The following is a 13,899-nucleotide window of genomic DNA, read 5'->3' as shown; positions in this document are numbered from 1 at the left end:
ATAGACGAAGTAGATTTTATTTACTCAGTTATTTTGGGGCATAGTTTTCTTTTCTGTCTTTTTATAAATCCATTCCATTAAAAAACAAAATCCAATAATGACTATAGAAATAATAACACCAATTGTGTTTGAAGTGTATTGTTGATTAATTAAAATAATTGTAGCAATCATACAAAAAACAAAACCTATAAATGGGATTACTTTACTACTGCCAGTTTCTTTTGATAATCGATACCCAACAAGATTAACAACGCCAAAAATGAGTAAAAAACCTACGCTACCTGCTGTTGATATACTTTCAAGTTTAAGTACATTCACTAAAATTAATGTGGCAATCGCAGTAATCATTAAGCCAATAGGTTGATTCCATAGTTTTGCTAAAAAGTGATGTGGCAGTTCATCGTCCTCAGCTATCTCATAATTTACTTTACTACCTCCATAAAGAGATGCGTTAATTGCTGAAAAAGTTGAAATTAAAGCTGCTACTGTAATAATTGAAAAGCCAGCTTTTCCTAACATTGGTTTTGCCGCTTCTGCCAATACATAATCTTGTGCTGTTGCGATTTTTGAAAAAGGAAGTGAGCCTACTGTCACTAAAGCAATAATGATATATAGAATAATTACAAATATTACAGAGTAGTAATAAGCCCTAGGGATATTCTTTTCGGGATCAACAATATCAGGTGCTGCATTAGCAATAAGTTCAAATCCCTCATAGGCAACAAAAATAACCATTCCGCCAGCAAATAACTTAATTGGTGTTTCCCAGTTTGTGATTGCAAGTTGTGCAATATTTGGATTACTAATTAAGCCATAAGCACCAATAAAAATAAAAGAAATTAAAATGACCAATTTAATAATCACTGCATAAGATTCTATTTTACCAACGACTGCAATACTATAATAATTAATTGCTGTGGCTAAAACTATAATTGCACTTGCATAGATATGTGAATCAATTGTTTTTGATTGAGTAAGCTCAAATAAATTTGGCGCGTAAGACCCAAATGCCGAAGCATAAAGAGATAGCATAATAATATAGCTTATCCACAATAGATTATTAATTCCGCCACTAAAAACTGATTTTCCGAAACCTTGATTGATGAATTTAACAGTTCCTCCTCTGTCAGGATATTTCTTTGATAGCTTAACATAACTATAAGATGTTATTAATGCTAAAATCCCAGCAAATAAAAATGCAATTGGCGTTCCACCTTTGGCAAGTGATACTGCAAGTCCAAGGACTGCAAAAATCCCACCACCAACCATACCACCGATTCCGATAGAGATTGCTTCTTTTAATCCTATTTTTTTAGCCATATGATTTAGTTCTTCAAACTATGTACAACAACCCACTACATAAAGCGTGTGTACTCTGGCACACTATCAGGATTGATATTACATTTATTTCATTGATTAGTAGTTTAATATACGAATATTTAGATGAATGACGCTTTGGCGAAAGGGTAAAGTGAGGAAGTCTCTGAGGTGTGAATTATGGATCAAAATTAGCTTAAAAGCTTGAGCTTAGCGCAGCCGAAGTAGACTGGTTTTTTAACTCAGATCTTCGTTGCCAGTATTTTTTTATTCATCAGTTCCAATATATTGTAATTCGTTTTTTGTTTTTGAAAGTTGAAAGTGAAAGTGAACAGTTCCATCTTCCAGAGGTTCTCTTATATAGTATTCTCGGTTAAGATAATTCTCTGTTTCAAAATTTAATTCTTCAAAAGTTTCATAGTCCGCGGAAGGAAAATTATTTCTAAAATCTTCAACTTCTAAAAATCCTTTAGATTCTCTTATTTCCGTTGCAATTCTCGATTTGTCGGAATCTGAAATTTGAATTTTTAGTGTGTGTGCATAGTCCATAAATCCACCACTTTCATTTTTCAGAATTTTGAAGTCATCTTTTAATTCAATATTATGTTTCTCTAATAACTTTCGAGCGTCATTTTTGCTAAAAGTCCAGTCACTTATCCAAGGTGACATACATAATAAGATAAAACCTAAAGTCAAAAATGATGAGATATATTTTCCAGTTTTAGGTCTTTTAAATATTCTAAAAGTCCAGTAAGTCAAAAATATGATTTGAAAGACCAAAATAAATGGCCAAATGAAAATCACGAGAAATTCCAATTCAGCTAATATTGTCCAAGCAATTGTTAAGCTTAAAATAACCCCTGTTATAATTCCAGTTATTTTATTTCCGACTTTAAAAGGTAGCCAAAAACAAAGGACGGTTAATCCGAATAAAATTAAACTTGTTATAATATTGAAGTGGTTCATTCAAATTACTAGCAACAGGCCACAACATAAAGCGAGTACAACTCCATTGACTATTGGAACTGCAGATGAGCCTATTTGATTGTTTTTTAATTGATTATATAAATATACAAGTATTTGAGAAAGATGACGCTTTCGCGAAAGGGTAACTTGAGGAAGACATTAAGGTGTGATTTATTGATTGAAGTGTTTTTAAAGAACCTTAAAACCGACTTTACAATCGGTCTAAAAACGATTTTGAAACGTAGCCATACAATTGCGGTAATAATCAAGTATGCAAAAATTTTATCTGTATTGAAAGGCTTTTATTTTAAGTGTTTTGAATCATATAACAAGTAATTTTTGATTCAGGCTCAAAAAATACATACAAATCTCCATCTCCCCAAAAATTTAATTTCTCAAAATATTGTACGTACCATTCGTCAACTGGTTTGATATTAGTTGCTTTAGTTTTTATCTCATCACTACTTTGTAATTGACATAAAAACCTCATTGTTTTTTGTGTTTTTGGGCATTTAGGAATATCCGAAGATTGAATCCAATTAGGTATACCTGAAAATCCAATTCCATAGCTAATAGCTATGTCTTCTTTCGTTGTGAATCGGATTTTTTTGTATTCAATGAATGAATCTGAAATTAAATCATCATAAGCGGTAGAAAGACTATTTACCTCATCTAGGTTCAATATTTGGGGAGAATTAGGCTCAGAATAATCTAACCATATTTTGTCCAAATCTAAGTATATTGGGCAAATAAGATTTAAGTCAAATGGAAGCCAACCAAAGGCTTTACTTTCTTTACTTAATTTTCCTAGATATTGAAAAGAGCCTGGGCAATTGTTTGTCGGAATTGAAAAGTCAGATGGTATATTTCCACCAATCCAATTTTCTCCATTTTCAGTCTTTTGAAAATTGAAAACCTTGTTAATTCTCAAATCCCTATATTTTATTTGGTCGTCTCTAATAATCAGTTCTTGATCATTTCCATCTTCATCTTTTGATTCAGCAAATTCTAAAAAATTATTTTCATCATAAGTCAAAATGATATGAGAATACATACCTTCTGCTGTTTGTTTATCTGTTACTTGTGTTTCGATAAAACTGAGACAATGTTCTTTACCATCTAAATTTACTTGCCATCCGGCCAGATATTGTTTTTTTAAATTAGTTTTTTTAGGAGTAGATTTATTGCCGAAAAATTTATCTAGTACACTCATTTTAGTTTTTTTTTGATAATGACTTACAACAGACTTTTATATAAACCAAGCGGAACTTCGACAGCTATCGAAACTGTTAATGAGTTTATTTTTTAATTGATTGTCTAAATATACACTTATTAGTGTATTGATCACCGCACAAACAGCGTTAAAAACTTACTAGTCAGGCCACAAAAAAAGTGGATACCTATTGCTAGATATCCACTTTATATATTCATCAATTAATATTTATTCTTCTTCTCCTGTGCGTTGTCCTTCGTTTCTAAAAACGAGTTTGTCGTCAAAGGAGTCTACGAGTATCACACTGTCTGATGCTACTTTACCGCTCAAAATTTCTTTTGATAACTGGTTAAGTACCTCGCGCTGCATTGCTCGTTTTACAGGTCTTGCCCCATATTCTGGCTGGAAACCTGCTTCGGCAAGGAAGTCTATGGCTTGCTTTGTTGCGTCTAGGGTGATATTCTGCTGTGAGAGCATCTTTCTAATGCCCTTGAACTGTAGTTTTACAATATCACGTATATCTTTTCGCGTAAGCGGACTAAACATTACAATGTCATCTATTCTATTTAAGAACTCTGGACGTATGTTTTGTTTTAATAATCCTAGCACATCTACCTTTGCAGACTCCATTGCAGCATCTACATCTGGAATAGCCTCAAAACGCTCTTTTATGATATGACTACCCATATTTGAAGTCATAATGATAATGGCATTTCTAAAGTCTGCAGTGCGGCCTTTGTTATCTGTAAGTCTACCTTCATCCAGCACCTGTAGTAACACGTTAAAAGTATCTGGGTGTGCTTTTTCAATCTCATCGAGTAATACCACCGAGTAAGGACGACGTCGCACGGCCTCCGTAAGCTGTCCACCTTCGTCATATCCCACATATCCTGGAGGCGCTCCCACCAGACGGCTCACACTGTGACGCTCTTGATACTCACTCATATCTATGCGCGTCATTGCATTCTCATCATCAAAGAGATACTCTGCAAGTGCCTTTGCAAGTTCTGTTTTACCTACACCGGTTGTTCCTAAAAATAAGAACGAACCTATAGGCTTCTTTTGATCTTGTAAACCTGCACGACTGCGTCGTACGGCATCACTTACGGCAACAATAGCCTCACGTTGTCCCACTACGCGTTTGTGCAACTCATCTTCTAGCTTGAGTAGCTTCTCACGTTCTCCCTGTAGCATTTTTTGTACTGGGATTCCTGTCCATTTTGCAACTACCTCTGCAATGTCTTCGCTGGTTACTTCTTCCTTAATAAGCGAAGTATCTGCTTGACTTGCAAGATCCTTTTGTAGCTCCTCAAGATGCTCTTGAGCCTCTTTTATTTTACCATAACGTAGCTCTGCAACTAGGCCATAGTTTCCTTCTCGCTCTGCTTTTTCGGCTTCTAGCTTGTAGTTTTCTATGTCTTGTTTTGCATTTTGTACACTCTCTACAATATCCTTTTCAGATTGCCACTGTGCATTAAGATCGTTGCGCTCCTCTTTGAGGTTTGCTAGATCTGCACGTAGACTTTTGAGCTTATCTTCATCTTTCTCACGCTTTATCGCCTCAATCTCAATCTCTAGCTGCATCACACGACGGTCTAATACATCCAGCTCTTCTGGCTTAGAGTTGATTTCCATACGCATTTTTGCGGCAGCTTCATCCATCAAGTCAATTGCCTTGTCTGGTAAAAATCTGCTCGTGATATAGCGCTGTGATAACTTTACAGCAGCAATAATAGCATCATCCTTAATACGCACCTTGTGGTGCGTCTCGTACTTGTCTTTGATACCACGTAAGATAGAAATAGCACTCTCTGTATCTGGCTCATCTACAGTTACCTTTTGGAATCTACGTTCGAGGGCCTTATCTGCTTCAAAGTATTTTTGATACTCATCAAGCGTGGTTGCACCTATAGCACGCAGCTCCCCACGAGCGAGGGCAGGTTTTAAGATGTTTGCCGCATCCATCGCACCTTGACCACCACCGGCTCCCACCAGGGTGTGTATCTCATCTATAAAGAGTACAATGTCTCCATCACTTTCTGTTACTTCTTTAATAACCGCCTTAAGACGCTCTTCAAACTCTCCTTTAAATTTTGCACCCGCAATAAGCGCTCCCATATCCAGCGCAAATATTTGTTTGTTTTGCAAGTTTTCTGGGATGTCACCATCTACAATTCTATGTGCAAGACCTTCGGCAATGGCCGTTTTACCAGTACCTGGCTCTCCTACGAGTATAGGATTGTTTTTGGTACGGCGTGTTAAAATCTGCAAGATGCGACGTATCTCTTCATCTCTACCTATCACGGGGTCTAGCTTGCCTGTGCGTGCTAGTTCGTTAAGGTTTTTTGCATACTTGCTTAGTGAGTTATATGTCTCTTCTGCACTTTGTGAGGTCACACGGTTACCTTTGCGCACTTCTGTAATAGCAGCTTGTAAGTGCTTCTCAGTCACTCCTTGATCCTTTAAGATCTGGGCTACTTTACTTTTTGTCCCAAAAATGGCGAGTATAAGATGCTCGATAGAGACATACTCATCATTCATATTTTTGGCAATAATATTAGCCTGAGTGATTGCTTTATTTGCTTCTCTCCCTAGCATTATATCACCACCAGACACCTTAGGATAACTCTCAAGGGTACTGTCTAAAATTTGCTGTAATAAAGGCACATTTACATCAAGTTTTTGAAGCAAGAAAGGCGTTACGTGCTCATCTACTTCAAAAATTGCTTTAAAAATGTGCTCATTTTCTATTTGCTGGTGGCCTAGCTCTTGAGCAATTTGCTGTGCTCGCTGTATGGCCTCCTGCGACTTTATCGTAAAATTGTTAATATTCATTTCATATGTTTTAAGAGACCATTACTTGCTGTAAAGCGCTTGCTAATGATTTCTGGTTGTACTTTTTTTGAGAGACAATAGTCAAGTATTGTTCCAAGACCGTATTGCGACATAATGTCTTGTGAAGGCTTGAATTAACTGACTTTATGACTTATTTAAGAACTATTTTACGCTTTCGCGAAAGCGTAACACAGACACAACGACTACCTTTGTATAAAAGCATATTGAAGAATGGGAATATTTAATTCGATTTTTGGAGGAGATAAAGAACCTCAAGAGGAAAAAACACCAATGCCGTGGAAACAACTTACCACACTCGAGCAACTGGATCAAATTGCAAAAGATTCTGAAACGAAGCCACAGGCGATATTTAAGCACTCTACAACTTGCGGTATAAGCCGTATGGCAATACGCCAGCTAGAGGCACAATATGATATAGACCCGAACCAGCTGGATATTTATTACTTAGACCTCAAGGCGTACAGAGAAGTGTCTAATGAGGTGGGATATAAATTTCAGGTAATGCACCAAAGCCCGCAGATTATATTGATTAAGAATGGAACCGCTGTGTATTCTGACAGCCACGGAGCGATAAGCGCACAAGCACTTGCCGAAAAGATTTAACCTAACGCTTTTTTTGTCACCCACGTTCTATAGCCAATAATGGCAAGCTGAAACTTTGTGGCTTGTGTAAGGTCAAGACCACGTTTTGAATAGGAGGGAAGTACTGCCTTATTAACTTTGGCAAGAAATTTATAGAGTGTTTGCATACCGTCAAAAGTAGCTAAAAAACAAAGCCGTAACGCAATGCGTTACGGCTTTATTAGTTGGCTAATTCTGCTACGCGTTATGATAGTTAAGTAAAACTATGTACGTGTGCTTTTATGTGGTCCTTATGCGTCTAGCAGTTGGGTTGCTAGATGCGGTAGGAGGTGCAGGATATATTATCCTATTAGTATTTCTAAAATGGTAATGATTACTTGTGTCATAATGAATGGGTTTGGATTGAAAATGATTATTTAAAAAAATGATTGATGAATGAAAATTGATTGATGAATGATTGATTGATTGATGAATGTGATTAATTGATGAATGTGATTAATGATTACTATTATTACTTACCTAGTTGTAAAAAGGTCGTTACAATGTAAGAGATGCTAAGGCTTACCATAAAGATGGTATATAGACCTAATACTTTGTTTGTTTTTACTTGTTTCTGAGTGTGGACTGGCGTTTTCATAATAGTGAGATTTTGATTAGTAATTGTATCGTTGTTTGTTATTGATGAAGCAAAGAAGTCACCTTGAGCTCGATAAAACAAATAGAAAAGAAGTTTTTAATGAAATTAACAGCAATATTGTAACTAAAAAAATAACAACACTTTCTATATGTAATGCATATATCTACGATTGTGTTAGTAAATGTAACCTGTGCTGATTGATATTGCCGTATCTGTTAGTTTTGTAGAGGGTTTTTGACCTCTTTTGAAAATCTGTAGAGGAAAATGGGCTATAAATACGCTTAAAATGGTGTTTTCATCATTTTTGTCCAGTTTTTTACAAGAGACTCTTGTAAAAAACAGCACATAAAAAAAGTCCACTTTCTGATTGAAAGTGGACTTTTACTCAAGATTAAATTACTCTTTATTCTTTTGTTTCTATTACAATAACGCCATTAATTGCCTCTTTTCCGTAAAGCTTAATGGCTTTCTTGCCTTTAAAAACTTTTACACTCTCGATATTATCTGGGGCTAACCCCATCATTTGATCCTTTGTTACCTTTTTCTTATTCACATAATAGATGGGTTGATCAAGGTCATCACTATTTACATTGTCAGACTCAGGAAACAAAGTTTTTATTTTGTCTTTACTTTTATCATCTGCGGTGGACTCCTTGGCATTTACAAGTTCTTTATAGAGGGCATCACTCTCTTGTATCTGCACTCCCCATCTATTGTAAAAATTTCTTGATCCATCTGGGGTTTCTACATAGTAGTATGTGCCGTTTTCTAAAGTGACATAACCCGCTTTATTATTTTTAGCTGTTTTCTTAAGCTTTTTTCTTTTAGATTTAATACCCTCACGTTGCTCTTTCATTCGCATTTTCATACTATCACGTCTAGCCATTATGTACTGGCGCATAGAGTCGCTTTGTGCACGGCCTTGCAGGTTTCTACGTTCATCCATACGAGCGCGTAGTTCTTGCTTACGAAGCTCCATACCTACACGTAGGCTATCTCTATTGCTCAATAGATACTTACGACGTTCTTCCATCTGAGCTCTCAAATTGTCATATGAAGCTTTTGAACTTTTATCCATATTTACATTACCCATACCCGTAAAACCATTTTCATCTTTATAGATGTAAATGTCATTTATAGGGTTAGGTGTTTGTAAGGTGTAGTTCTTATTATTACCCTTATCATCTATGAGATTAATTACAATACTTGTAATCTCTTGACTCTTATTCCTTTTAATACCACTCACCTTGAGAGTAGCGTTGTGCTTTTCTCTCATTACTTTACTGAGTCCATCAATCTCCCAGTCTAATGTGTTTTTAGTAATGATATAGTTATAAGTTTCTTGTACTATACGCGATACTACTCGTGTGGTGTCTGCCTTGGGACTGCTGTGTACAATGAGCGCACCGTCTTGTGCAATAGTTCCGTAGGCTTTGATAGCTTGGGCAGGAGGTAAGCTTGTGATACTATCACCTGTGACTCTTTTCTCTTTTTCTTCGCCCAGTATAACGTTATTATTCACAACTATAACGGGATTAGGTCCTAATGCATCCTTTGTAATATTATTTTCTTTAGCTACTGTTTTTTCGGTATTTACAGCAACCTTCTCATCTGTGATGATTGTTTTGTCTGGAGTGATGTTTATAAATGTGCCATCTTTTTGCTCCATTACAACAATCTCCTGTTCCGTATTAACCATTAGACTATAGCCTTCCCAAGAGGTATTTTCTTTTGCATTAAAAGAGAATTTATTGGTAAAAGCTTCTTGGTTTTCAAACTTCGCTTGAAGAAAGAAGCCTGTAAGCGTGTTTTTTGCATTGAATTTTCTTTTGTTAAACTTAATGGCTACGTTCTCCCAGTGGTTTGATACATAGGCTTCTATTCGATCTAGTTTTGCCGGAGTGGTATTGCTATCTATAAAGAAAACATCTCTACCTTGATTTGCATAGGTGGTGTCTTTTTCCGCTTTCGCGAAAGCGGTATTATCCTCCTCCACATAATTAGTCACTTCTTTTACATTAAAAGAGTACATAAAGAGTGCAAGCACGGGAATGATAAGGGATAACCTCCAAAGATTGTTTTTGTGGGATTGTGGTGTATTGATCATAACGATTCGTTTTTTGATAAATGATTGATAAAATTGATTAGTAAGTGCTGGGGCAAATGAGGGGGATGAGACCTGTACCAGCGTGCGTTGATATTGTTTTCGATTCTTAATTTCTTGTATAGCTTGATGATCTGCTAGGTATTCTAGATTTTGCTCAAGACTGTTTTTATACAACCAGGCAAAGGGGTTACACCATTGTACCACAAGCGTTATTTGAGATAAGAGCATATCTAGAGAGTGCCTTTGCTGTGCGTGCACTTTTTCGTGAGCGATAATCATCTCTAGTTCTTCTGGCGTGTGAAGCGCAGGATTGTAAACAATTTTTGAAAAGAAAGAAAACGGACTTATCGCTCTTGTAACTGCTACAAATGTATAGTGCCCTTTTGTACTGCGACTGCCAGATGCAATGAGCTGTCGTAAGGATATGTATTGCGCACAAAGCCTAAAGAGCATTATACAGATACCTATTATATAAATTATGACAAGTACTTGCCACCAGTTTATAGCCTGTTCTACAGGTTGCGGTGCTACAGCGATGGGTGCAGTGTTTACGGAGCTTACATCTAGAGTGGGCATCACAAGCGGTTGTGAGGGTACAATAACCTCGATCTCACGTGTAAATTCTATAAAAGGAAGTGTGATAGCAGCAATGATACCGGCTATAAAGTAATGCCTTTTTGCGGTAAACAAGGTGTTTTTATAAAGTACGGTTAGGTAGATTACATAGAAGAGCCCGAGTATGGAGGCGCTTTTTGCAAGGAGTATGAGCGTTTCCATAAGCTTATTTTTCTTCTATGATTGCTAGTATTTCTCTAAGCTCATCTGCAGAGATCTTTTCTTCTTTGGCAAAAAAGGAAACCATATTCTTATACGAGTTACCAAAATACTTTTGAGTAGTCGTCTCCATAAACTCCTTACGATATGATTCTAAAGACACGGTAGGGAAGTACTGGTGTGTTTTTCCAAAGGCTTGATGCCCTACATATCCTTTATCTGCCAGATTTCTTATAATGGTAGAAACTGTATTATAATGATTCCCTTCTGGTAATGCGGCTACGACCTCTTTTACAAAGGCGCGCTCAAGCTTCCATAAAGCGTGCATAACCTGTTCTTCTTTATTTGTGAGTTTATCCATAAGAAACAATTTTACAATATCGCTTTGCAAGCGACTGTATATTAGTGATTTGATTGATGATTCAAACATACAACGAAAAATATAGTTAAACAACTATTTTTGTAGTTATATAACGAAATTTATAGTTTATGAGGGATTTAGGCATAAAAAACCGTAAATAACTTATAGCTATTTACGGTCTAATGTATAACAATGTATGATGCTAGAGTAGGGGTTATTGCCCTAGATAGTCTTGTGTCATTTGTACAAACGTTTTTACACCTAGTAGCATCCCGCTTTCATCTATATAAAAATCTGGTGTGTGGTGCGGGAAGGCCTCTGTGGTGCCTGGAGTTTTACCTCCTAAGAAGAAATAAAGCCCAGGAACTTCTTTCTGAAAGAATGAAAAGTCTTCTGCACCAGTAATTGCTTTTATCACGTGTACGTTTTCTTTACCAGCGGCCTTCTCTAGTGAAGGTACCATCTGGCTCGTAAGGTTTTCATCATTATATGTAATAGGATACCCTTCAGGTATGGTAATGGTCGCTTCTGTGCGGTAAGCCGCAGCAATAGCCGGTACCATTTCCTTCATACGTTTATTAATATAGGTTTGCATATCATAATCTAGTGTACGTAATGTACCTACTATATGTGTTTCTTCTGGTATAATATTACTACGTACTCCCGCATTAATTTTACCTATAGATAATACTGCAGCCTCATCTGTGAGCGGAATCTCACGAGATATGATGGTTTGTAAGCCATCTATAATTTTTACGGCTGCCATAATAGGGTCACGACTTGTCCACGGGGTTGAGCCGTGACTTTGTTTTCCTTTTATATGTATCTCAAAGCTCTGTGAAGCCGCCATAATTCCGCCAGGTTTATAGGCTATGGTATTAACATCTTGCCCAGAACCTATGTGAAGGCCAAAAATGGCATCTACATCTGGGTTTTTGAGCACATTTTCTTTTACCATAAGCTCTGCACCACCTTCTTCGCCCGGAGGTGCACCTTCCTCGGCTGGTTGAAAGATGAATTTTACGGTTCCTGCAAAGTCATTATTTTTTGCAAGTATCTCTGCCACGCCCATAAGGATTGCGATGTGTGTATCGTGACCACAGGCGTGCATTACAGGCACGGCCTCACCACGATATTCTCCCATTGCTTCAGATTTAAACGGTAAGTCTGCACGTTCTTTTACGGGTAATCCATCTATATCTGCTCGTAGTGCGAGTACTTTTCCTTTACGCTTTCCTTCTAGTATGCCTACAACTCCAGTTTTGGCAACACCGGTTTGTACCTTCATCCCTAAGGATTTGAGGTGTGTAGCGATTTTTTCGGCAGTTTTAAACTCTCTGTTTCCTAGTTCTGGATTTTGATGAAAGTCACGACGCCACTCTATGACCTTAGATTCTATATCATTAATTTGTTGCTCTAGATTGTTTTGCGCTTTCGCGAAAGCGAATACCAAGAAGGCTACTGCTGCGAGTTTTAGTTTCATAAGTATGATTTGCTGTTTAATAGTGCTTAATTTACAAATGATTTATGAAACAAGAGCTCATAATAAAGTGATAGTTTATAGAAAATAAGACATAAAAAAATCCCTAGTGGCTAGCTAGGGATTTGATACATCTAGTGGAATCTAAATGATTTAGTATCCTGGGTTTTGTTGTAGTTGAGATAGCTCAATCTCTCTATTCGGGATAGGGAAGATTGTTTTATCTGCTCCAAATGCGCTCTCAACTTCGTTAGGCATTCCTGCTCTTCTTAAGTCAAGACCATTTCTTAACAAGTCCATTCTACGTTGCCCTTCAAAGGCAAGTTCTTTACGACGCTCATTTAAGATATCGTCAAGTGTTACAGCTGTAAGTGCTACAAGACCTGCACGTGCTCTAAGTAGGTTGATATCTGTAAGTGGATCTGCACCTATAGATGAACCGTTTCTTAAGTTAGCCTCGGCTCTTGTAAGGTATGCTTCAGTAATTCTAAGTACTGGTGCGTTATCTGCATTGTTTATTCCATCAGGAAATTTTGCTGTAAATAAACGATCATTACCTGGCGCAGACTCTCCTATTTGTACAAGATCAGTATATCTAGCATCTGGTACTGGGTTACCTTCATCATCAAGAAGTGGGTTTCCATCTTCATCGATTTGGAATTCTTCAAGGTAAGCCGCAATTAGGTTATCGCTAAAAGGCGCATCACCACGACCAGTAGGAGCAGGGTTAGTAAGACCTGAGAATCCTTCTCCAGAATCTTGACCATCTGCAGAGGTGTTTACTAATGTAAATAAGTGCTCTGGTGATTGGTCATTAAAGAATTCATAATTCTCTGCTAGTTGGAAAGAACTGTTTATCGCATCGTTAGATAGGGTAGCAGCTTCTTCAAAACGCTCTTGGTATAAGTACAGACGTGCTAGTAACTGCTGTGCAGCTGCTTGCGTTGCTCTAGAGTTATCACTGTTAGTAAGTGCAGGAATTGCATCTACAAGATCAACTTCAATCTGAGTGTGAATCTCATTAAGTGTTGCTCTTTTTGGGAATAACTCCTCATCTGTTGCAGATGTTGGGTTAACTGGGTTAACCACTAATGGCACAGCAAGGTTTGTGCCACCACCTACTTGAAGTGGCTGTGCAAAAAGATCTGCTAACTTAAAGTATACAAGCGCTCTCATAAACTTAGCCTGAGCTATAACATTTGCTCTACTTTCTTCTACAAAAGTTTCATCTGCAATTTCTGGTACGAAAGCAATGATTCTGTTTGCGGCATTAATTACCTCATAATTGTCATCATAGATTCCTTGAATAGAGGTGTTTGTAGATCTCGTGTCATAAGTTCTGATGTCATTAAATGTTGGGAAAGACCCTACAAAGTCAATGTTATCAGATTGCCATTCTGTAGCTAGGGCAGAAGTACCGTTAAGTACATCATCTTGCTGTGCAAGACTATAAACCCCTACTAGTGCACCATTTGCACCTGCTTCACTAGAGAATACTTGCTCAGGAGACTGATCGTCTTCTGGAAGTATATCTAAATCGTCCTCACAAGAGTAGAACCCTACGCTCAAAAGGAAAATAAGTGTGTATTTAAAAATTTTCATATTA

11 protein-coding genes are annotated in these 13,899 nt (G+C 37.1%); 1 reads left to right on the top strand and 10 read right to left on the bottom strand.

Annotated elements, in window-relative coordinates; all coding sequences use genetic code 11:
• Positions 1-24: 24 nt before the first annotated feature.
• The 4 genes from Q0948_RS08945 to clpB all read right to left on the bottom strand — a co-directional run bounded on the left by Q0948_RS08945 (position 25) and on the right by clpB (position 6,331).
• A complete protein-coding gene (locus Q0948_RS08945; protein ID WP_298350389.1) occupies positions 25-1,320 on the bottom strand; it encodes an APC family permease in 1,296 nt (431 codons plus the stop codon).
• 264 nt (positions 1,321-1,584) lie between these two features.
• Positions 1,585-2,283, bottom strand: coding sequence for a hypothetical protein (locus Q0948_RS08940; protein WP_298350391.1), 699 nt, complete (start codon positions 2,281-2,283; stop codon positions 1,585-1,587).
• A 307-nt stretch (positions 2,284-2,590) separates the two neighbouring features.
• Positions 2,591-3,496, bottom strand: a complete 906-nt coding sequence (locus Q0948_RS08935) for a hypothetical protein (RefSeq protein WP_298350392.1) — start codon at positions 3,494-3,496, stop codon at positions 2,591-2,593.
• Between the two features lie 228 nt (positions 3,497-3,724).
• Positions 3,725-6,331 (bottom strand): ATP-dependent chaperone ClpB, encoded by a 2,607-nt coding sequence (clpB, locus tag Q0948_RS08930; RefSeq protein ID WP_298350394.1) that lies wholly within the window; start codon positions 6,329-6,331, stop codon positions 3,725-3,727.
• A 231-nt stretch (positions 6,332-6,562) separates the two neighbouring features.
• Between clpB and ytxJ the strand changes: the two genes are divergently transcribed.
• Positions 6,563-6,955 (top strand): bacillithiol system redox-active protein YtxJ, encoded by a 393-nt coding sequence (gene ytxJ / locus Q0948_RS08925; RefSeq protein WP_021779014.1) that lies wholly within the window; start codon positions 6,563-6,565, stop codon positions 6,953-6,955.
• On the opposite strand, the gene Q0948_RS08920 is transcribed toward ytxJ, so the two are convergent.
• The 6 genes from Q0948_RS08920 to Q0948_RS08895 all read right to left on the bottom strand — a co-directional run bounded on the left by Q0948_RS08920 (position 6,952) and on the right by Q0948_RS08895 (position 13,895).
• Positions 6,952-7,101, bottom strand: a complete 150-nt coding sequence (locus tag Q0948_RS08920) for a hypothetical protein (RefSeq protein WP_035324834.1) — start codon at positions 7,099-7,101, stop codon at positions 6,952-6,954. The genes ytxJ and Q0948_RS08920 overlap by 4 nt on opposite strands.
• A 344-nt stretch (positions 7,102-7,445) precedes the next feature.
• Positions 7,446-7,571 carry a hypothetical protein gene (locus tag Q0948_RS08915; RefSeq protein WP_262485470.1) on the bottom strand — a complete coding sequence of 42 codons (126 nt, stop codon included), beginning with the start codon at positions 7,569-7,571 and terminating at the stop codon, positions 7,446-7,448.
• A gap of 403 nt (positions 7,572-7,974) precedes the next feature.
• Positions 7,975-10,455, bottom strand: a complete 2,481-nt coding sequence (locus tag Q0948_RS08910; RefSeq protein ID WP_298350402.1) for a M56 family metallopeptidase — start codon at positions 10,453-10,455, stop codon at positions 7,975-7,977.
• A 4-nt stretch (positions 10,456-10,459) separates the two neighbouring features.
• A complete protein-coding gene (locus Q0948_RS08905; RefSeq protein ID WP_298350404.1) occupies positions 10,460-10,813 on the bottom strand; it encodes a BlaI/MecI/CopY family transcriptional regulator in 354 nt (117 codons plus the stop codon).
• Between the two features lie 214 nt (positions 10,814-11,027).
• A complete protein-coding gene (locus Q0948_RS08900; RefSeq protein WP_298350406.1) occupies positions 11,028-12,296 on the bottom strand; it encodes an amidohydrolase in 1,269 nt (422 codons plus the stop codon).
• Positions 12,297-12,446: 150 nt separating this feature from the next.
• Complete coding sequence (locus tag Q0948_RS08895; RefSeq protein ID WP_298350409.1) at positions 12,447-13,895, bottom strand: RagB/SusD family nutrient uptake outer membrane protein; 1,449 nt, start codon at positions 13,893-13,895, stop codon at positions 12,447-12,449.
• Between the last annotated feature and the right edge of the window lie 4 nt (positions 13,896-13,899).

The sequence above is a fragment of the uncultured Dokdonia sp. genome, from assembly GCF_947496725.1.
GTDB lineage: Bacteria > Bacteroidota > Bacteroidia > Flavobacteriales > Flavobacteriaceae > Dokdonia.
The sequence above is the reverse complement of the archived record's forward strand: the minus strand, read 5'-3'. Positions and strand labels throughout refer to the sequence as shown.